Origin of the sequence: Collinsella ureilytica, assembly GCF_019795105.1 — a bacterium.
In the GTDB taxonomy this organism is placed as follows: domain Bacteria; phylum Actinomycetota; class Coriobacteriia; order Coriobacteriales; family Coriobacteriaceae; genus Collinsella; species Collinsella ureilytica.
The window spans coordinates 302,762-323,479 of record NZ_JAIMFO010000006.1 but is presented as its reverse complement, the minus strand read 5'-3'; the positions used below and the strand labels follow the sequence as shown (position 1 = coordinate 323,479).

15 protein-coding genes are annotated in these 20,718 nt (G+C 54.3%); 2 read left to right on the top strand and 13 right to left on the bottom strand.

The annotated features are described in order from the left end of the window. Position 1: 1 nt before the first annotated feature. From K6V98_RS05700 to K6V98_RS05645, 12 genes are all read right to left on the bottom strand, one after another. A complete protein-coding gene (locus tag K6V98_RS05700; protein WP_222199551.1) occupies positions 2–796 on the bottom strand; it encodes an NADH-quinone oxidoreductase subunit C in 795 nt (264 codons plus the stop codon). Further along, positions 797–1,432 carry an NADH-quinone oxidoreductase subunit B family protein gene (locus K6V98_RS05695; protein WP_222199550.1) on the bottom strand — a complete coding sequence of 212 codons (636 nt, stop codon included), beginning with the start codon at positions 1,430–1,432 and terminating at the stop codon, positions 797–799. Between the two features lie 9 nt (positions 1,433–1,441). After that, positions 1,442–4,291: a proton-conducting transporter transmembrane domain-containing protein gene (locus tag K6V98_RS05690; RefSeq protein WP_222199549.1), complete on the bottom strand. Its 2,850-nt coding sequence runs from the start codon at positions 4,289–4,291 to the stop codon at positions 1,442–1,444. A 222-nt stretch (positions 4,292–4,513) separates the two neighbouring features. After that, the gene (locus tag K6V98_RS05685) at positions 4,514–5,701 is read right to left on the bottom strand and encodes an FprA family A-type flavoprotein (RefSeq protein WP_222199548.1); all 1,188 of its coding nucleotides are present in this window, start codon (positions 5,699–5,701) and stop codon (positions 4,514–4,516) included. Positions 5,702–6,125: 424 nt separating this feature from the next. Then, entirely contained in the window at positions 6,126–6,530 is a 405-nt protein-coding gene (locus K6V98_RS05680) for a helix-turn-helix domain-containing protein (protein WP_222199547.1), read from the bottom strand. A gap of 213 nt (positions 6,531–6,743) precedes the next feature. After that, positions 6,744–8,810 carry an elongation factor G gene (locus tag K6V98_RS05675; protein ID WP_222199546.1) on the bottom strand — a complete coding sequence of 689 codons (2,067 nt, stop codon included), beginning with the start codon at positions 8,808–8,810 and terminating at the stop codon, positions 6,744–6,746. Between the two features lie 277 nt (positions 8,811–9,087). After that, positions 9,088–9,915, bottom strand: coding sequence for a phosphatase (locus K6V98_RS05670; protein ID WP_222199545.1), 828 nt, complete (start codon positions 9,913–9,915; stop codon positions 9,088–9,090). Positions 9,916–9,933: 18 nt separating this feature from the next. After that, on the bottom strand, positions 9,934–11,121 hold the full coding sequence (locus tag K6V98_RS05665) for a pyridoxal phosphate-dependent aminotransferase (RefSeq protein WP_222199544.1): 1,188 nt from the start codon (positions 11,119–11,121) through the stop codon (positions 9,934–9,936). 14 nt (positions 11,122–11,135) lie between these two features. Continuing rightward, on the bottom strand, positions 11,136–13,217 hold the full coding sequence (gene ftsH, locus K6V98_RS05660; protein ID WP_222199598.1) for an ATP-dependent zinc metalloprotease FtsH: 2,082 nt from the start codon (positions 13,215–13,217) through the stop codon (positions 11,136–11,138). Positions 13,218–13,233: 16 nt separating this feature from the next. Then, positions 13,234–13,782: a hypoxanthine phosphoribosyltransferase gene (hpt, locus tag K6V98_RS05655; protein WP_222199543.1), complete on the bottom strand. Its 549-nt coding sequence runs from the start codon at positions 13,780–13,782 to the stop codon at positions 13,234–13,236. A 193-nt stretch (positions 13,783–13,975) separates the two neighbouring features. After that, the gene (tilS, locus tag K6V98_RS05650; protein WP_222199542.1) at positions 13,976–15,490 is read right to left on the bottom strand and encodes a tRNA lysidine(34) synthetase TilS; all 1,515 of its coding nucleotides are present in this window, start codon (positions 15,488–15,490) and stop codon (positions 13,976–13,978) included. A gap of 385 nt (positions 15,491–15,875) precedes the next feature. Beyond that, positions 15,876–16,319, bottom strand: coding sequence for an Hsp20/alpha crystallin family protein (locus K6V98_RS05645; RefSeq protein WP_222199541.1), 444 nt, complete (start codon positions 16,317–16,319; stop codon positions 15,876–15,878). Positions 16,320–16,681: 362 nt separating this feature from the next. On the opposite strand from K6V98_RS05645, the gene K6V98_RS05640 reads away from it, so the two are divergent. Further along, positions 16,682–17,128, top strand: coding sequence for a hypothetical protein (locus K6V98_RS05640; protein ID WP_222199540.1), 447 nt, complete (start codon positions 16,682–16,684; stop codon positions 17,126–17,128). A 26-nt stretch (positions 17,129–17,154) separates the two neighbouring features. Further along, on the top strand, positions 17,155–18,393 hold the full coding sequence (locus K6V98_RS05635; RefSeq protein ID WP_222199539.1) for a cysteine desulfurase family protein: 1,239 nt from the start codon (positions 17,155–17,157) through the stop codon (positions 18,391–18,393). Between the two features lie 217 nt (positions 18,394–18,610). On the opposite strand, the gene K6V98_RS05630 is transcribed toward K6V98_RS05635, so the two are convergent. Then, the gene (locus tag K6V98_RS05630) at positions 18,611–20,305 is read right to left on the bottom strand and encodes a phospho-sugar mutase (protein ID WP_222199538.1); all 1,695 of its coding nucleotides are present in this window, start codon (positions 20,303–20,305) and stop codon (positions 18,611–18,613) included. Between the last annotated feature and the right edge of the window lie 413 nt (positions 20,306–20,718).

Sequence of the window (20,718 nt, the reverse complement as noted above, 5' to 3'; positions counted from 1 at the left end):
ACTATGCTCCCTCCTTCTGGGATGCTTCGCGAATAGATTCAGTCGGCACAGCGGGTTCAACAGCGGGTTCAACAGGTTCCGTCGGCTCAGCTGGCACAGCGGGCGCGGCGGGCGTGGCAGGCACTGCAGGTTCAGCTGACACAATGGGCGCGGCGGACGTTGCCGCCTGAGTCGGTGCTGCGGGCTTATCTGGAGCTGCGGATTGCGTCTGCTCAGATCCTCCCGCAGCCTCCGCGCTCGATGGCTCATCAGATGTGCCTCGAGCCGGACGAAGCGCTGCCACCTCCGCCACCGCAGCAGCGTCTGCCTCGGCTGCAGAGGTTGTCAGTGCGCGATCAGCGCTCTTCTCCTCAGCTGCCTGGCGCGCACGTGCTGCAGCCTTTGCCTTAGCCTGAGCCGCTTTCTGAATCTTTGCCTGCTTATCTTTGGCTGCCTTTTGTTCAGGCGTCAAAATAGTCATAGGAGCATCAGTGGCTACATTAAAGAAATGCCCACCAAAATCGAGCTTCATATTTGTAAACTCAAGTCCAAACAGGTCATGTGTTTCATTCTCATACGCAAAGGCAGAGAAATACATGCCTTGAATAGAGGGGATCTTGGCATCAGCAGCAACCGGCACAACCAAGGTGGTCGCCGCATCTTTAATCTCGTCGTAGAAGGTATAGAGCACGTAAAAGTCATCCTGCTCGTCCCGCTCTGCAAACAGTTGCACGAAACGCAGTCCCTCATGGCGCAAAGTCTGCACCTTCACGAGCAGATCCTGAAGGGAAATCTCTACAAATTCAGTCGTATACATCTATGCTGCCCCTCCCTTCTGAACCTGATCATCACCGGTGGTCTGGCAAGCGTTCTTATTCGCGTCCGAAGTAGACGCGAGCGGAGCTTCAGTAGGCGCTTCAGGCACTGCAGCTGACTCTGTCGAAGCCTCAGCAGACTCATTCACGTCTGAAACAGCCTCTGCCGAAGCTTCAACAGCAGGCTCGTTCGTACCTGAGGCAGGCAAGCCGCGCCGCATGCGGTCTGCTTTCTCATCAAGCACGCGTACACCTTCAAGCACCGCGTCGATAATCGACTCGGGGCGAATCGCACAACCAGGCGCATAGACATCAACGGGAATGGCCTTGTCCACACCACCAATGACGTTGTAGCAGTCTCTAAACACGCCGCCGGTACATGCACAAATGCCGCAGGCTACGACAACTTTAGGCTCAAGCATCTGTTCATAGATCTGCTTGACCACACTGATGTTTTGGTGATTAACCGAACCAGTTACCAAAAAGATATCGGCATGCTTGGGGTTTCCAGTATTTACGATACCGAACCGCTCAATATCGTAGAGTGGCGTGAGTGCATCGAGCACTTCGATATCACAGCCATTGCAGCTCGAGCCGTCATAGTGGATCAGCCACGGCGATTTGGATGAGTAGCCCATGATCCCTCCTTACATGAACGGCGCGATGAGCACGAACGACAGGTTGACCGCTCCAGCAACGAGAGCCACCAGCCAAGCCAACTTGAGACAGGTCTGCCATTTCACGCGCGCATAGTTATTGTCGATCCAGATCTCAAACAGCCAAATGAATGCCACCGCACCTGCTGCGAGTGCCCATGAGGCCGGATGCGACCAAATGAAGAACATGCCAATCCACATCAAAAAGAGCACGGACTCGCACCAATGCATGATCTCAACTTTGGCAAGGGTACGCCCGCTCATCTCAGTGGTAATGCCTTTCACAATCTCTTGGTGAGCGTGGTGGCTCGAAGAGAGGTCAAAGGGAGACTTTCTCAACTTGATGGTCAGAATGAACAGCATTCCTAAAAAGATTGGAGCCAATACGATAATGATGGGGGCGTGAAGCCCTACAAGGCTTGCCACATCAAAGGATCCGGTTGCGGTATAGAAGCCAACCGTCATGATCAAAACCATTGGCTCGTAGCTCATGACCTGCAAGCACTCACGATCTGCACCCGTATCTGCATAGGGCGAGCGGGCAGAGTACGCAGCAATAATGAAGAACAGCGTGGAGAGTGTGATCAAAAAGACCGACATGAGCAGACTTGAACCTGAAACAAACATGCCTCCAGCAACCACGCTAAAGATCAGCGCACAGGTTACATAGGCCTCATCAACTGCGTTGACACTCACGTCTTCTTTGCGCAACAGCTTGCGCACATCGTAGTACGGCTGCAACACGCGAGGACCCACTCGACCTTGCATGCGTGCAGAAATCTTGCGATCAAGCCCATCGAGCAAACAGCCCGCCACAGGAGCTATCAGCGCAAAGCCCAACGTGCCTACGGCAAGACCAAACAAGCCAGGTCCTGCCAACATCACCGGGCGCTCTGCAAAGAAGCCACCCTGAGCCCCCATACCAAAAAGCGCATTTGCAGCAAGTGAAACAAAAAGAATCGCGGAGCAAAGAATAATTCCTGCACGCGTAATGAGGCGTTCCCCAAAAATATCTTCCAGATACCAATTGCGCTTAACCGAGGTCATGGTACGCCCCATGGAACCTAAGAATCGCCGGTCATCTGCATCTAAGCCCTGACCACCAAGGTAGACCGGGACACGGCGCTTGTGCGTAGCACGACCCCAGGGCGTGAGCAGCACAATCGCGATGAAGGCAACAATGACCACCATGATAATGAGGTTATCCACGCCAATGAGTACCGGGGCTTCCCCAAAAACAGAGCCCAGATACGGCGAGACAACCTCTTCAGAGAGCAAAGGGAGTCCTGCGCAGCAAGCCAGCAAAAGCGCAGCTACGCTACCAACCGCTGCCCACTCTGTACGATGAACTCCTGCCTCAGAATTGTCGGCACGCTGAGGCACACCACTGAGCTTCCCGAGCCACTTTGCCCAGAAGAAAAAGGTTGCAGCCGAGCCAAAGGCGAGCAGAAGCAAGAAAACAACATTGCCCGTTTCTGCAAAGGAAACAAGGGTTGCCCATTTTGAAATGAGCATGCCAAAGGGAGCTACAAACATACCCATGATGCCGAGCATCATCAGCCGTGTGAGGTGAGGCAGCCGCCCAAACAGGCCATCCATGTCCTCAATATTGCGGCTCCCAATGCGGTGCTCAACCGTGCCTACGCACAGGAAGAGTAGTGACTTAGACACGGTGTGGAAGATAATCAAGAAGACGGCAGCCCACACTGCCGGGGCGGTACCAACACCGGCACACGCGCAAATCAGACCAAGGTTTGCCACCGTGGAATACGCAAGCACGCGCTTGGCGTTACTTTGCGAGATGGCCATAAAGCTGCAGAGCACAAAGGTAATGCCACCCAGGCCTACCACCATAAAAGAGGCCACCGGAATAATCCGATACAGCGGTGCGAACTTCACCAGCAAGAAGACGCCAGCTTTTACCATGGTAGAAGAGTGCAACAAAGCGCTCGTAGGGGTTGGTGCCACCATGGCACCCAAAAGCCAGCGATGAAACGGCATCTGAGCTGCCTTTACTAAGCCAGCAACCGAGAGCAACAAGAGTGGCAGTACGAGCGGGCGCGTCCCTACCGCTAAGGTAGATGTAATCAAGCCGTTCAGTGAGGGCGGCAGACCAAAACGATGCATTAAAAGCACTGCTGCATGAAATGCAATGCCACCTACCATATTGAGGTTGATCTGCAGCAAGGCGCTCTTTCGCGCTTCTTCGGTGCGGGTATAGCCAATCATTAAAAACGAGCAGACCGTGGTGATCTCCCAGCCGGCCAGCATCCAGTCAGTATTGTCTGACAAGATAATGACAAACATGGCCGAGAGGAATAAGAACATGAGCGCCAAGAACTGATGGCGATAGTCGGGAGCATCTGCTGGCTCATGAGCCTGATGGTCTTTCATATACCCCAAGGCGTAGACGCAGATCAAGCTACCCACTACACCGACGATCAGGATCATCACCACGCCGAGATTATCAATAAAGAGCGGATCGATGACGGCTTCAGGCTCTTCTATGGCCAACATGCCGCACCAGATAGCGCCTCCCAGCTGCACCAAGCCGAGCGCAATTGCCCATACGTTTTTCCAACGGAATGCAAAGCTTAAAACAACCCCGGTCAGCAACAAATCAAGCAACACGGCCACCCAGGTTCCACCAACATATAACGCGTCTGGCACGGCGATCGTTGTCGGCGTATTGAGATACGTGGCAGCAATGGATACCGAAACACCTGCGGTCAGTGCAGCCGCAACGATTGCGATCGGATCACGCAAGGAAGCCTCGCGCACAAAAAAGAGCAAAGCAGCTGCCACCACTGGAATGGCGAACAGCATCACCAGCATAGCCATAGACACCCCTTTATCCCCTCTTGGGTCTGGCAAGCCTTTCCATGCTACCACGGTGAGAAAGCGACATCGACGTGCTGGTACAACAAACGCCCCACATCTTTAGATCATATGCGGGGCGCGAGCGTACTTCCCAGGAAAGGTGCCAGGAGTACCGGCGAGTTCTTGCGAATGCGGGCGTTTCCAAGCCTTATGCGTGCTCGGTACGACGCCGCAAGCGCGGAGCTACGCTTGGCGGCTCTCTTCAATCATGGTGCGCACAGCCACTTGCAGCTCAGTAAGCTTCTCTTCGCTCGGGATCCACTGCTGTGTGATGACCGGCACAGGAAGCTGGAACTTCATATTCTCAAGCTCGGTATACACCTGTTTTGGCCCTAGAGGTGCCCAGCCGTAGCTACCAAAGGCTAGGCCAATACGCATGGAGTTATTTGGCGAAAGCCCCCGCATATAGGTAAGAAAACCAGCTACCGTTGGCAGCATATTTGAGTTTAAGGTCGGCGAACCCACAGCTACATAGCGGGCATCCATCATCTCGAGAATGATGTCTGAAATATGCGATGCCTTAACGTCTAAGAGAACTGCCGGAATATCTTCAGCAATAAAGGCATCGGTAATCTCGCGAGCCATTTTCTCGGTTGAGTGCCACATTGAGTCAAACACAATGACGGCCTTCTCTTCTGTTTGGTACGTGCTCCATGCTTCGTAGCACGCAAGAATCTCTGGAATGAAACTTCGCCAGATGCATCCGTGGCTCGGTGCAATCATCTCAATATCAAGGCCTGCTACCTGCTTGAGTGCACGCTGTGTTTGAGCGCCATAAGGTAGCACAATATTGGCGTAGTACTTTTTTGCCTGGCGGAATAGCTCGCAGCGGTCAACCTCATCATCAAAGCGCTTGGTCGTAGCAAAGTGCTGACCAAAGGCATCGTTTGAAAAAAGCAGCTTTTCTTCCGCTACATAGGTCACCATATTATCTGGCCAATGAACCATCGGAGTCTGCACAAAGGAGAGTGTTCGGCGGCCAATTGAGTGGGTATCCCCGGTTTTCACGCCTTCAACCTCAATGCCAAAATGAGCCTTGATCTCGTTGACTCCGGCAGGGGCTCCTGCATAGATCGTGGCATTGGGCGCGATCTTTTTGATGAGCGGCAAACTGCCCGAGTGATCCATCTCAACATGGTTGACAATAACGACATCAATTTTGGACGGGTCAACGACCTGACTGATGCGCTGAATAAACTCGTCAGAAAACGTGGCCTTTGCGGTATCGATCAGCGTAATTTTCTCATCGAGAATCAGGTAGGCGTTATACGTAATGCCGCGCTCGGTTGAGTAGCCATGGAACAATCGCTCGTTCCAATCAATCCCACCAACCCACCAAATATCCGGCTTAATTTCAATGGCGTTTAACATGGCAACCCCCTCTTAGAACCTGCAATTCGCACGATTATCATACCACCGGCGAGGCGCGGTGATGTGCGCTTCGAAGCGCTTGCACCCCGCGGTGAGCGGTAACTAAAAGTATCTATCGGAGCTGCGGCACAGCTGCGAAAGCCTGTGCATCACACGCTGAGCGGTCACGAAGAGAAGCTCTGGAGCGACGGTACAGTTGCGAAAGGCCGCGCACCCCGCATTGAGCGGTAACTAAGAGGGACTACTGCAGCGGCAGCACAGTCGCGTGAACACTCCCTCCCGCCCCGGAAGACAGCTAAAGGATTGAGATAGAGAGGCGCTCAGCCGCTCAAGCATACCGCCCTCCGACCACGGGACAACTATCACGTGATCAGGAGGGCGGATCGGTGCTGAGCATCCGTGCGCTCAGGACAAGGCGGATTGTTTATTCGGACTCTTCCGGGTCGTGCTTCTTAGGCTTACGACCACGTGGCCGATCGATGAGAGCCTCAGCCCCGTGCTCGCGATATTGGCGGCACCAGGTTTTAACCGAGGACTCACTCGGCACTCCGTACTTGATCATGACATCACGGACGGACATACCATGCTCAAAGCGATCTTTTACCACGGAGAGCTTGAGCTCATACGGGTAGATGCGGTGAGTGGCACCGGCGTTCATTACAGCGGAGGCACCACCTACGGCATACGCGCGCGCCCATTGGCGAGCGGTCGCCTCGGGAAGCCCGAGCGCGCCAGCGAGAGCCCGGTGACCCGATCCGGCAGCAAGCGCCTTCACCGCACGACGGCGGGTTTCGGCATCGTAGGTCTTCCTGTTCTTCTGTGGCGACATCGTTACCATGCTTTCATCTCGGTGACGTGAAGCGTACTTCGCTTCGGTATCGTAACACGCTGGTCAACATCATAAAACAAATATTATGACAATGTGAACGACTGAGTGTCGTCCACGGGTTGGAAGCCTACCCATTTTTGCCGTTTGCCAATTCGGGCTGAGGCTCTGCGACGGATAATCGCCGCAGAGTCCTCGGAAAACATCCTTGTATCCTTATCGCCCTTGAGCGCGCCGCTCTTCGTAGAACTCAACGAGGTGCTTCTGAACGTCGTAGGGAACCTGTTCATATCCGGCGGGCTCCATCGTAAAATCTCCATTTCCGCGTGTCAGCGAACGGAGACGCGTGGCGTAATCGGTGAGCTCAGCATAGGGAACTGTTGCTGTGACGACAGCATCTCCCCGCTCATTTGCATCCATGCCCGTGACTCGTCCACGCGACGCAGAAACATCGCCCATCACCGCTCCGGCATAGCTCTCCGGAATGGTGACTGTAATATCGTACATAGGCTCCAAGATCACCGGATCTGCCTCAGAGCAGGCTTTGCGAAGTGCCAAGCGGGCAGCGGCTCTAAAGGCCATCTCATTTGAGTCAACCGGGTGATACGACCCGTCATAGCAAGCAACACGAATACCCGTGAGCGGATAGCCTGCAATAACACCCTCTTGCATGGTCTCTTGAACGCCACGATCAACCGCAGGAATGAGGGCACGCGGGATACGCCCGCCTACAACCTCGTCTACAAACTCATAATTGGTGCCATCGGTGAGAGGCTCAACCCGCAAGTAGCAATCTCCAAATTGTCCAGCACCGCCTGTTTGCTTCTTATGCCGACCTTGAGCGCTGGCAACACGTCGGATGGTCTCGCGATACGGAATGCGCAGGGGCACAATGCGCGCCTCCACACGCGTGCGGTCTTCTAGGCGATTGAGCAAGACGCTCACCTGAGCCTCACCCACCGCCGAGATGACCGTTTGACCCGTCTCCTCATCACGTTCAATGCGCATGGTGGGATCTGCCTCGCACGCCTTATCAATAAAGGTGAAGAGCTTCTCTTCATCTCCGCGATTTACTACCTCAATCGCAATGCGATAAGGCGAGTTGGGGAAGGCAAAGGCAGCGGCTTCCACCTTGCCAGAAACAGAGAGGGTATCGCCCGTTTCTGCAGATAGCTTCGGCACCACAATGATGTCTCCGGCGTGAGCACAGCCAACCTCGGTCATTTCCTTACCGCACATCACATTCAAGTGAGCCAAGCGATCAGAGCGCCGTGTACGAGCGCAAATGAGCTCCATGCCCGGCTCAATCGTGCCGGTAATAACCTTAATGAAGGAGAGGCGACCCTGAGCAGGATCGTTCAGAGTTTTGAAGACAAAGACCACCGGGCGGTCATCTTCTGCTGAAATCTTTAGGGTGCTGCCATCGATCAGCGGCATCTCACCATAGTCGGTTGGTGAGGGGAAGTAGGATGCAATATCGTCCATGAGCGAGTTCACGCCCTGCTCCTGGATGCAGCTTCCCACAAAGACCGGAACAAACAGACGGCGTGCAATGGCTTTTGCCATGAGGCTTTCTATCTCTTCTTGTGTTAACGTCTCGCCCTCAAGGTACTTCTCCATGAGCGTATCGTCTGCCTCAGCAACGAGCTCAGTTAAGGTTTCGCGAGCTGCCTCAGCTGCTGCCCGATACTCTTCAGGAATCTCAAACTCTTCTTGCTTGGTACCCTCACAACGCCGTGCCTTCATGCGCACGATATCAATGATGCCTTGGAAGTCTTCGCCCGTGCCCCAGGGCAGGGTTACCAAGCCCAAACGCATACCAAAGCGCTCGCGTAGCAGCTCCATACAGGTCTCGTGATCGGCGTCTGGCCGATCAATGCGATTGATGAAGACCGCACGAGCGAGGCGCAAATCTTCTGCTGCATACCAAAGCTTAACGGTCGTTGACTGAGGACCGGCTCCTGCATCAACAACAAACAGCGCTGCTTCCACCACGCTCATGGCCGCATACGCGTCACCAATAAAGTCTGGGTAGCAAGGTGCATCGAGCACATTGATGCGGGCACCCTTCCAGTCGATCGGGGCAATTGCGGTGGAGATCGAGAACTCGCGTTTGACCTCCTCAATATCGTAGTCGAGCGTGGGCTTCGTGCCATCACGGCCGCCTAAGCGGGCAGTCTTGCCAGAGAGGTGGAGCATGGCCTCCGCGAGCGAGGTCTTGCCCACCCCGCCTTGGCCTACGAGCACCACGTTCCTCACATTGCCAGTAGTGGGTGCGCCCATAAGAACCTCCTTCTCGCTCCGGTTTGCGGCCTTACCTTCGCCACCGGAGCGCTCGGCTCCGCCAGCGGTTTTGTGGCCGACGGCGGAACGAACGGCATACCTTTATGTACCACCCTACCCAGCTCTACCTAAGTTAGATACAGTCTTTCCGCCCAGCGGGAACCCAGATCCCGTGATCGGCAAAACCAGACATGTGTTACGCAAAGCCCGAACCCTTGCAGCGTGATGCGAAACGACCCAAGCGAATTCGTGCACGCTCGCTCGCGTGGCAAGCCCTCTAAACGTGAGTTGCAAGGAATTTTTTATCTGGACACACACCTGAAGCAGCAAGCGCTTCTAAAAAGGCCTGTTTGCCTCTGTTTGCAATCAATTCTTGAGGAAAATCGATCTCTTCCAGCATATCGAGGGCAGCCGGCATCTCACCGATGCGTGTAGAAATATGTGCATCAGTATTCACGCAGATTCCTACCGAAAGCTCCGCGCATCGCTCGGCAATTTTTCGACAGGTTGCATAGGGCTCTGAGCCACCGTTCATCTTGAGACTATGCTCATTAATCTCAATGAGCTTGTGCTTCTCTTTTGCATACGCAAGCACGGTATCAATGTCGTACGCCACACCTGAGCGGCCGGTATGGCCAAGCACCAGCACACGCGGATGATCTAAGACCTTGAGATACATCTCGGTACCCTCAGCAACTGAAGCGCCCTCTGAAAAGGCTCGGTTGTGCACGCTCGCAATCACATAGTCGAGGTCGCTCGTTATATGGTCAAAAAGGCTTCGCGCCTCACGATAGGGGTTTCCCACGATATTTTCCGAAATGAGAATGTCTTCACCGTAGAGCTCCCCTGCAAGCGAAACAATATCTGCCTCGCAACCACGCAGCAGCGTAACGCCCATCCACGTTCTTGGCCAAATACCCTGATTCACAAAGAACTGGAAGTCTCTCAGATCGTGCCCAGCGTGAATCATAGGGCTGAAGTGATCGGTTGATCCGAGAATCTCAAGGCCGCGCTCAGAAGCAGCCGTTACATTTTCTTGCAAGGTTGAATACGCATGTCGAGAATACAGCGTATGCGTATGCATATCGCCAAGAATCTGAAGCATGAGTGTCCCTTCTTCAAGTTAGAGTGAACGATACATGCGGGCGAGTTCGCACCAAGCGGGCAGAGAGGCGCGAATGGTATTCGTGTCCACGCAATATCCCACGCGCACCCAGCCGCTCACGCCAAAGCTATCTGAAGGAACCGGCAAGAGCTCCAGCTCTCGCGCTCGGTCACAAAACGCCTGCGCATCAGGCTCAAGGGCACGAACCCAGAGGTAAAAAGCACCTTCTGGCTCGGCAAAGGTATAACCCACATCCCCCAGCGCGCCACAGAGCAAATCGCGGTTTTGCCGGTACGCCTCAATATCTGCTGGCTCATCTGCGCAAGCTGCCACAACACGCTGGAAGAGCGCCGGCGCGCAAACAAAGCCAAGAGCACGAGCAGCCCCTGCAACAGATGAGCGCACGCGTTGAGCATCGGGCAAGGTATTGGGTACGAGCACCCATCCGATACGCTCTCCCGCCAAGGAAAGCGCCTTGGAATATGAGTAACAGACTACCGTATGCGGATAGATGGACGGAATCCAGCTCACCTCTTGGCCATAGCTAATCTCTCGATACGGCTCATCAGAGATCACATAGATTGGTTGCTCGCGGTGGGCATTTGCCTCACGCAAAACATTCGCGAGGCGAACTAAGGTTTCACGCCGATACACACGCCCGGTTGGATTATTGGGCGAGTTGACAATAATCGCCGCTGTGCGCTCTGTGATGGCTTGCTGAACGTTGCCAACGGACAGCCTGAAGCTCATTTCTTTAGAAGGCACTTCAACACAGGTTGCACCCGCCGCCTCAATCCACACGCGGTATTCCGGAAAATACGGCGTAATCACCATGACCTCATCTCCGGGCGAGGTAAGTGCCCGGATAGTCATAGCCATTGAAGCGGCAGCGCCGGCCGTCAGAAACAAATCGTCTCCGCTATAGGTCGTGGCAAAGCGGCGGTTCAGTGAGTCTGCAAGCGCTGAGCGTACCTCGGGCAAGCCAGGCGCTGGTGTATAGCCATGCAACTGCGTTGAGGGCACCTCTTCAAGCGCGCGAACAATCGCATCTCGCACCGCAGGAGGAGCAGGCACACTCGGATTACCGAGGCTAAAGTCAAAAACGCGATCCTCACCAATCTCAGCCTTACGCGCTGTTGCGTAGGCAAAAATCTCCCGAATCGCCGAGCGTTCCGAGCCATATGCAAACATTGCCTCGTTGACCATAGCCTTCAACCCCCTCAGTTCTGGCTACCATCCTCCTCGCCGTCGCGCTCAGACTCCATAGCAGCCTGAGCAAAGGCGGACGCCTCAGCAGCAATTGCCTCTTCCTGCTCTGGCGTAAATACCTTTTTGCCGCGCGAAGCAGGTACTGTAGTGCCTGCAGCCTGCTCGCGCTCAAGATAGGCATCCCAGGTGCCATCAAGCAAGGCATCAACCGCATCGCCATCCACCGTCTCGCGCTCAAGCAAAACAGACGCCATCAGATCCAGCTGATCACGGCGGGCATCCAAAAGATCACGGGCGCGTTCGTGGGCTTCGCGAATAATCCGCTGCACCTCAACATCAATTCTGCGCGCCGTCTCTTCAGAATAGTCCTGATGGTTTGCATAGTCACGGCCAAGGAATACCTGATGCTGAGCCTCACCAAAGACTTGGGTGCCCAAAGCCTCGCTCATACCAAGGCGTGTAACCATTTCACGAGCGATCCTCGTTGCACGCTCAAGGTCATTTGATGCACCCGAAGTCACATCATCGCACATGAGCTCTTCTGCTACACGCCCAGAAAGCAGCACCGCAAGCTCATCGAGCATCTCGCCCCGCGTCTTCAGGAAATGATCCTCAGTGGGAAGTTGCATGGTATAACCCAAGGCCTGGCCTCGGCTCACAATGCTGATCTTATGCACCGGATCCGCATTTTCAAGTAGATGCCCCACCAGGGCATGGCCGCTCTCGTGATATGCAATAACACGGCGCTCTTTCTCCGTCATCACGCGGCTCTTGCGCTGAGGACCGGCGATCACGCGCTCCATCGATTCCTCTACCTCAGCGGGCGTAATGGCTTTGAGGTGGCGACGAGCTGCCAGAAGGGCTGCCTCATTCAAAAGATTTGCCAGATCAGCGCCGGTAAAGCCCACGGTCAGGCGAGCAAGCCGATCAAAGTTCACCTCTGGTGCCAGCACCTTGTCTGCCGCATGCACGGAAAGAATCCGCTCACGCCCGCGCACGTCTGGCCGATCTACCGTTACTTGGCGGTCAAAACGACCGGGGCGAAGCAGCGCTGGATCTAAAATATCAGGGCGGTTTGTTGCAGCAATGAGGATAACCGACTCATTCCCATCAAAGCCATCCATCTCAACGAGAAGCTGATTGAGGGTCTGCTCTCGCTCGTCGTGACCTCCGCCAAGGCCTGCGCCACGCTGGCGGCCAACGGCATCAATCTCATCAATAAAGATGATGCTTGGGCTTTGTACCTTTGCCTCCTTAAAGAGGTCGCGCACGCGCGAGGCACCCACGCCAACAAACATCTCAACAAAATCTGAACCAGAAATGCTGAAGAATGGAACATCAGCCTCGCCAGCAACTGCTTTCGCAAGCAAGGTCTTACCAGTTCCCGGAGGGCCTACCAGCAACACACCACGAGGAATACGGGCACCGAGCTTGCGATACCGGCTCGGATCGGCCAAAAAATCGCGTACCTCTTCAAGCTCTTCCACTGCCTCATCTATACCGGCAACGTCTTTGAACTTCACCTTAGGCCGTGTAGCCTCGGCCGTTTTTGCCCGCGTTTTACCAAACTGCATGGTACGACTATTCGCACTTGCCATCTGGCGCATGAAATAGACCAGAAGCGCAATGAGGGCAAGTGTGGGCACAACCGTGATGAGCAGGTCGGATAAAAAGCTCGGATCGTTTGCATCAACTTTATAGGTAGCCTTGGGATGATCGGCCATGAGCGTGGCGAGTGAATCTTGACCCGCATAGGTTGACTTGAACTTCACAAGCGAGGAGCTGATGCCCACCTGATCTTGCTTCTTCCAATACGTACCCTCAACACGCTTGGTAGCAACGGTATAGGTAGCCGAGGCCACCCGGTCTTCTTTCACCGCCGTTACAAACTCACTCGTTGCAAGATCTTCTACTTTTTGGTTTCCGCCCCACACAGAGCCCATGTTCATCACCAGATAAACAATGAGCGCAATGGCGACAACCAGATATATGAGATTCAGGCGCGGTCCACCGGGAAGTCGTGGAGTGGATCCTTGAGACCCGGGAACACGAGGGCGCTGCGGCCTCCCGTCGGTATTGCGATCTCCGCTCATATTATCGGTGCTCATCTTACGAATAAACCTCCGGCTTAAGAACGCCCACCTGCGGCAAGTTACGATAACGCTCCGCAAAGTCCAGGCCATAGCCAACAACAAACTCATCCGGGCAATGTGCGCCAACATACTTGGGCTCAACGGCGGTCTCTCTGCCCTCAACGTCTTTCCACAAGAAGGCAGCCACCTCAAGCGAGGCTGGCTTGCGATGCGACAGGCTCTTCATGAGGTAGTTAAGTGTGAGGCCAGAGTCGAGAATATCCTCAACAATGAGCACGTCACGACCCTTAATATCCATATCAAGATCTTTGACGATCCGTACAACACCTGAGGATTTTGCACCTTCTCCATAGCTTGAGACTGCCATGAAATCGATGGCCAAAGGACAGGTAATCGCGCGCATCAAATCGCCCATAAACACAACTGCGCCGCGCAACACAGCAATGAGCACGAGATCCTTTCCGGCGTAGTCCCGCGAGATCTCGGCACCCATGCGCCCAACAATCTCTTTAATATCCGCCTCTGAGAACAAAACCCGCTCAACGTCAGGGTGTGTTGACTCCATGGTGTCTCCCGATCTACTCGCTCATTCATATCACGCGCAGCGAGCGGCTCTATGCCGCCCGGAGTCGTAGCAAGCATGAACCTGCTACAGAGAATCCTTATCTTATCAGCAGCGCTCCATCTACAGACCCAGAGGGTTCGTGATGTTGTGAAGGTATGTATATCCCTCACGAATGACGCGCGTACGTAAGCGGCTACTGACCGGGATGACGTACGGTCAGGCTCAAAAACAGGTGTGTATGCACAGTTGCCTTAAAGCGATCATCTAGCATGACCCCTGCAACCCAAACCACCGCCCCGCTCGGAGCAGTACGAATCACAGGAACCGCCGGGCGCTCCGCCACCGGAATTTTTTTCGAGCCCAACAAATCAGAAATTTTCTTTTTTCTGCCAGCCATTCCAAGCGGGCACATCACATCTCCGGGCTCAGGACCGTCCACCCAAAGACGTGCCTGAGTATCACCAGCCGCTAACGCGCGAGGATCAAAGCCCAAAGCCTCTATTTCAACCAGCGTAGACGATGCATGATCTCTGGCATATGTGCGTGCGTATGCAACGGGGTTAGTACCTGCAGGAACGCTTGTGAGCGCCGCCTCAAGTACGTATCCATTTGCCAGCGCCATGGTGCCTGGAACCTGAATCCAACCAGCAGCAATCTCTTCTTGTGCATCGGCGGAGCGCAGCGTCAAGATTCCAAATTCCATACGCACATCAACGCCGCCTGGTAGCGTTGTTGATCCAGAGCCCGTCCCCACACACACAAGCACTGCCTCAATATGCTGAACATGAAGGCGAATCTCCGGATCAATTTCGCGTGCGGCCAAGCGAACAATACGGCGTGCGATAGCCAGCTCACTCGAAGCGAGGCGAGTGCCATCGAGCGCTAACAGGCCTGGTCGACGACGCCTCACGCACGACCGGAGCGCCTGCCCTGCGAGCCGAGAAAGCAGACGATCTTCATCGGAAAGAATGTCGCACGCCGTTCCAATTGCCCGCTCAACACTCGCATTCAGCTCGCGAGCCTGCGGGAGCACCTTGTGGCGAATGAAGCTGCGTGCGTAGGTGGTATCGGTATTGGTTTCGTCCTCGCACCACGACTCTCCCCGCATGCTGAGGTAAGACACAAGCTCGTCATGCGTGCGATCGAGCAGCGGGCGAACGATTATTCCACGCCGACGCGGAATGCTTGACAACCCAGAAGAACCAGAGCCCTTAATGGCATTTAAGAAAAACGTTTCTGCCCGATCGCTCGAGGTGTGAGCGGTAACAATTCGTGCAGCAGAAATTGGAGTACCCGCTGCTTGCGACAAGTCACTCGCCAGCGACCGAGCAGCTGCGTAGCGTACCTCGCGTGCAACAGCTTCAAGATTTTCCGATCCGATATGTTGAAACGAGGCGTGGTGCACACAAAGTGGAAGACCGAGGCGGGCGCAGAGCGAACGCACAAAGCCCTCATCGCGGTTTGACGCCTCGCCCCGTAAGTGATGATTGATATGCAAGACATGCAGCCGCTCCCGAGCAATGGTTGCCACGCCGCGCCCATCGTCAATGTCGAGCCGTGATGTGCAGGCAAGCAGGGCAAGCGCGGTGGAATCAGCGCCTCCAGACACCATGAGAAGAACCGGAGCGTTCAGCTTTTCGTCAGCTGCAGGAGCAGGTCCTGTCAACGGTTCGCGAAGCTGCTTGTAATGCTGAGCCACAGTTGGCATAGATCCTCCTCGTCATTCATACGTATTGTATCCGTTCGATTTGAGCGGCTTAAGCTGATGCAGCGTGTGAGCAGAATCCCAGATCTAGGTGAGCGTTTTTCTCGTGTATGAAGTGCAATCTTTTGATCAGCGGTTCAAGGAGAACAGCTATGAGCGAAAGCGTGCCTCAGGCGTGGAACCGTTACGAAAACGCACCTCAGGCATGAGACGATTACCATGCTTTGCCACGCTGAATCCGCCGAGCGACCACGTATGCCTCACACGGCTACGCATACGTAAGGGCTCGAAGCCAAGCCCCGAGCCCTTACATTTCTAGACTACCTCTGAGATCAAGCTAGGCAATGTCTCGCCATCATCTCACAAGCATCTCGCTGAATCGCGTGCGTTAGTCGATCGCAATCTTAGTGACGTTTTGCTTCTCCACAATCTTGGGAATCGTGACGGTCAAAACACCATCAACATATCCGGCAGACAGCCCCTCGCTTGATGCGTCCTTCAGATAGACACCACGCGTTGCGCTGTACGCAGTAAACTCGCGCTGGAGATAGTTCTTCTCCTGCTCCTCCTTTGAGCCTTCCACCTCAACCGAAATGGACAGACGACCCTCATTGAGCTCAACATCAATATTGTCCTTGCTCACACCCGTGAGATAGGCCTTTACCTCATAAGACTCGCCCTTATCCTCAACATCGATGGGGAAAGCCTTGGTCGCAACGTCGCTACTCAGATCCAACATGTCATCGAACGCATCAAACAGCGATGCTGGGATAACAGGGCGCAAGGTTGGACGTGTGCTGAACAAGGAACGATACGGAATCATGCTCGTCATATCAATCACTCCTCTGCATTTCGGTGCTCTGGCACCGGATCTACGGTCGATCTCCTTATGCCCTGACAGTCAAGATATATACGTTTTGTCGCAGATTATTTTAGCGTCATAATATCATCAAATCTAAGTCGATAGGACTAAGGTTCTTATTGAATGATATGGCTTTCAGTCAAACCTCGAATATCTGCTGGACATCGATGTACGTAAGCCACCCGTAAACGAGCTGGATGTTTTGCAAGGCCTCGCGACCAATGGCTGCTTTGGTATGGAAACGCCCTGATATTCCCTGTTTGAGCGCAAACTCTTTAAGATCGATCCTATACTTGAATTTCCAGATCACGGGTCTCTTGAGAGAAGCACCTATGGCGTATCGCGACAACACGATGCCTGACTCCGCTAGTGAGCCCTTAGAGCCTCACCGCTCAAGCCAGCCCGTCGCACACAATGCACACCGCCACATTACTCAAGAGCCTATTGAAGATGCTGCAATTCCCTACGCTACCGTCGAGCGCTACCGCAGTTTAGACGCCAAGCGTCCGCATCGTCGGCATATGGGAACTGCAAGCTCAGATGCTGAATACATTGAGCACCAGCCGCACCGAAACAGTCGATCGTATGGGCATACAGATGAGCATCACCATCGGGTAAGCACCATACACTCCGGGCGGTATTTGCAAACTCCCAGCTCGGGTAAGACAATCTTTACCGCCCGCCACGACCGCTGGCGCAGGCGCACCACCCTGCTTATCTCAATCCTTATAGTTGCGTCTATCCTGCTCGCGCTCCTTTGGTTTTTCTTCTTGCGCTAAAACACCTTCGATGTAAAGGAATGAGTATGACCTCTTCTGGGGCAGATACTTCCTATATCTATGCCGATAATGCCGCAACCACTCCGCTCTCGCAGAAGGCACGAGCGGCGATGATGCCATATTTGACCGAAAATTTTGAGAATCCAAGTGGCATTCATCGCATCTCACGAGAAGCTGCCCAGGCGCTCACCGACTATAGGGGTCGCATTGCTGCTCAGCTCGATGCGCGGCCAGGAGAAATCTATTTCACCAGTGGAGGAAGCGAGTCTGACACCTGGGTGCTTCGTGGTGCGGTTCAGCGAATGCTTGATCGTATGCACGCGCACAGCGTTTCGGGTTGGCCGCTCAGACCGTGCATCATTACGAGCGCCATTGAGCACCATGCCATTCTCAGGACATGTGATGCACTTGCAGCAGAGGGCGTGGAGATTATCCGTCTGCCTGTAAACGAGATGGGAGCTGTCTCAGAAACCGCACTTGAATCAGCCCTTGACCAGGCTGAAAACCGGGTCGCATTGGTGAGCATTATGCTGGCCAATAACGAGATTGGAACGATCCAGGACATTCCACGCCTTGCGGCTCTTACTCACGAGCGAGGTATCCCGTTTCATACCGACGCCGTCCAAGCGCTCGGGCATATTCCAGTTTCGGTAGCACAGCTTGGCGTGGATGCCCTCTCGCTTTCGGCTCATAAGTTTCACGGGCCGCAAGGTATTGGTGCTCTGTATCTCAAGGAAGGCTTTTCTATTCCGCCACTTATCTTTGGAGGCGAACAGGAGCGGGGCAGGCGTGCGGGAACAGAGAATCTTGCAGGAATAGCAGGCATGGCAACAGCTCTTGAGGAGGCCACCGAGGCGCTTGAGCACAAGATGAGCCGTTTGCACACCTTGCGAGAGCAACTCACTGCGGCTATAACCGCAGTTGACGGCGTGCAAGCAACCGGTGATACGTACCGGAGTCGCCGCCTCCCCGGCCTTGCTTCCTTTATTTGCCACGATGTTGACGGAGAGCTGCTCACGGTTATGCTCGACCGCGCAGGCATTGCTGCAGCAACCGGATCTGCCTGCTCTACCGGATCTACCGAAGCATCCCATGTCATCTTGGCACTCGGCTATGATGACCCTCGTTGGAATAGAGGAAGCCTTCGCCTCTCGCTTGCAGATGATGTTACCGATGAAGAGGTAGATACCCTCTGCACGCAAGTACCAGCCTGCATTGTGCGCTGTCGTACTATGAGCGGTCTTCAAACGACGTTCGCGCTATAAGACAAACGCTGCTCGTAGCTCTATAGCCTATCGTCCCGGCTTTCAAGCCCTTCAGCCTGCACTGCTCAAAAGATGAGGTGCCCCGAAGGACACCTCATCGATACTCACCGTGCTCCGCACCTCTGCTTATGGATGTGTGCCAGTGCAAAGAACACGGCCGCGTGAACGCCCAGGTGCTGGCACAAAAGCTGCGTACGTGAAACTACGCACGCGCTTCCTACGAAAGCAGCTCGCGACCTGCGGCCTCAAGCTCATCGAGCAAAGCATCGGCCTCAGCAGCTGTCTCACCCTGGGCAAAGAGGTAGAGCTTGATCTTGGGCTCGGTGCCAGAAGGACGCACGATTACCTTGTCTCCGCTCGCAAGATCGCACTCAACCACATCGGCTGTAGGAAGACCGTTCACTCCAGTCATATAATCCAACACAGCCTCAACTGGGCGACCAGCCAGCTCGGTTGGCGGCGTTGTGCGCAGTGCCTTCATGATGCCATCCATCTTGCTCGCACCCTCAGCGCCCGGATATGAAAGTGCTACGGTGCGGTTGTGATAGAAGCCAAAGCGCTCATACAGCTCACGCATGGCATCTGCCAGATTCTTATCCTGCAGCTTGTAGTACTGAGCCATTTGGCAAATCAGCAGCGATGCATTCACCGCGTCCTTATCGCGCACATGAGCGCCTGCAAGGTAGCCGAAGCTCTCCTCAAATCCAAAGAGGAATCGATCCTCCTCGCCCGCATCAGAAAGCGAGGTAATAATGTCGCCAATATACTTGAACCCTGTCAGGCAACGACGCAGCTCAAAGCCGTACTCCTCAGCCAGGGCATCAACCATGGAGGAGGAAACAATTGTAGTAACAGCTACCTTACGTGACAGATCCTCACCGCGCTCGGCACGCATACGACAGAGGTAATCCAGCAGCAAAACGCCAATTTCGTTACCCGTCAAAATGAGATAATCATCCTTGTTCTTTACCGCCACGCCTACGCGGTCAGCGTCTGGATCAGTAGCGAGCAAGAGATCGGGATGCACCTGCTCGCAAAGGTCAATACCTTTCTGCATAGCCTCGCGGATCTCAGGGTTGGGATATGGACAGGTTGGGAAATCTCCGTTGGGATCACGCTGCTCAGGCACAACCGTAATGTCTGTAATACCGGCGCGCTCCAATACCGAGGTCACCGGGATGAGGCCTGTTCCGTTGAGCGGCGTATACACGAGCTTGAGCGGAGCATCTGCGATCTGCTCGGGCGTGAGCGTGGAAACAGACGTTGCAAGTACTGCCTCGTAATAGGCATCAAGCACTGCATCGTCAATCCAAGAGATAAGACCCTGCTCAACTGCCTCATCAAAATCCATGATTTTAATGTCGCCAAACGGATCCGTCTCTTCCATGGCCTTTGAAATGGCCTCAGCAGCAGCGCTGGTAATTTGGCATCCATCTGGTCCGTAGACCTTGTAACCGTTGTATTCAGCAGGATTATGTGAAGCGGTCATGCAAATGCCACCTGAGCACGCAAGCTCGCGCGTTGCCCACGAAAGGGCGGGAACGGGCTCGATCTTAGGATAGACATGCACGCGAATACCGTTCGCCGCTAAAATCCGGGCAGTTGTTTGTACAAAGAGCTCGCCTTTATTACGGCTATCGCGTGCGATAGCAACGCTCGGCTCCTCAAAGTGAGAGACCAAGTAGTTCGCAAAGCCCTGAGACGCGCGTCCAACCGTATAGATATTCATACGATTCGTGCCCGCGCCAAGCGTTCCGCGCAGACCAGCCGTTCCGAAGGCAAGATCACGATAGAAAGCGTCAGTGATTGCCGCTTCATCCCCCGCATCGCGCATGTGCTCGAGCTCGCGCAGCAGCTCAGGATCCTTTACGTTCGCAATCCACCGATCAAGCTGGGTGTGTGCGTCGGCCATGACAGACCTCCCTCTCTTCGCGGGTCGCCACCGACGCCTGAGATTGGAGCGGCACCGGTGGGCCACGTACCTTAGTTGCCCCTCATGATACGGCATACCGAGAACAGTAGGGCGCTGAAGAGGGGTTTTATTGAAAGATGTTTGATGAGGGAGTGAAGTGAGGAGCTAGTGGCTACGTAACGTTGAGCGAGCCGATTACTTTGATTACCGAGGTCTTCTCATATTCTTGCCGCAGACAGTGCAGGCACCTTAATTCATATCGTGCGCTAGCTACAAGAGAACTTTCAAGCGCGAAATAGTGCGGTTTACCAGGGAGGACACTACAAGAAAGAGCACACATTTTGTCCAGCCTCAAAGTTGGTTGAGCACAACTTTGAAAGCAATGTTTTAGCAGGTAGAGATAGGTACACCAA

Excerpts from the sequence above, each read along its gene's own strand:
- K6V98_RS05700 (WP_222199551.1), bottom strand. The coding sequence starts at position 796 with ATGTATACGACTGAATTTGTAGAGATTTCCCTTCAGGATCTGCTCGTG.
- K6V98_RS05695 (WP_222199550.1), bottom strand. The coding sequence starts at position 1,432 with ATGGGCTACTCATCCAAATCGCCGTGGCTGATCCACTATGACGGCTCG.
- K6V98_RS05690 (WP_222199549.1), bottom strand. The coding sequence starts at position 4,291 with ATGGCTATGCTGGTGATGCTGTTCGCCATTCCAGTGGTGGCAGCTGCT.
- K6V98_RS05685 (WP_222199548.1), bottom strand. The coding sequence starts at position 5,701 with ATGTTAAACGCCATTGAAATTAAGCCGGATATTTGGTGGGTTGGTGGG.
- K6V98_RS05680 (WP_222199547.1), bottom strand. The coding sequence starts at position 6,530 with ATGTCGCCACAGAAGAACAGGAAGACCTACGATGCCGAAACCCGCCGT.
- K6V98_RS05675 (WP_222199546.1), bottom strand. The coding sequence starts at position 8,810 with ATGGGCGCACCCACTACTGGCAATGTGAGGAACGTGGTGCTCGTAGGC.
- K6V98_RS05670 (WP_222199545.1), bottom strand. The coding sequence starts at position 9,915 with ATGCTTCAGATTCTTGGCGATATGCATACGCATACGCTGTATTCTCGA.
- K6V98_RS05665 (WP_222199544.1), bottom strand. The coding sequence starts at position 11,121 with ATGGTCAACGAGGCAATGTTTGCATATGGCTCGGAACGCTCGGCGATT.
- ftsH (WP_222199598.1), bottom strand. The coding sequence starts at position 13,217 with ATGAGCGGAGATCGCAATACCGACGGGAGGCCGCAGCGCCCTCGTGTT.
- hpt (WP_222199543.1), bottom strand. The coding sequence starts at position 13,782 with ATGGAGTCAACACACCCTGACGTTGAGCGGGTTTTGTTCTCAGAGGCG.
- tilS (WP_222199542.1), bottom strand. The coding sequence starts at position 15,490 with ATGCCAACTGTGGCTCAGCATTACAAGCAGCTTCGCGAACCGTTGACA.
- K6V98_RS05645 (WP_222199541.1), bottom strand. The coding sequence starts at position 16,319 with ATGACGAGCATGATTCCGTATCGTTCCTTGTTCAGCACACGTCCAACC.
- K6V98_RS05640 (WP_222199540.1), top strand. The coding sequence starts at position 16,682 with ATGGCGTATCGCGACAACACGATGCCTGACTCCGCTAGTGAGCCCTTA.
- K6V98_RS05635 (WP_222199539.1), top strand. The coding sequence starts at position 17,155 with ATGACCTCTTCTGGGGCAGATACTTCCTATATCTATGCCGATAATGCC.
- K6V98_RS05630 (WP_222199538.1), bottom strand. The coding sequence starts at position 20,305 with ATGGCCGACGCACACACCCAGCTTGATCGGTGGATTGCGAACGTAAAG.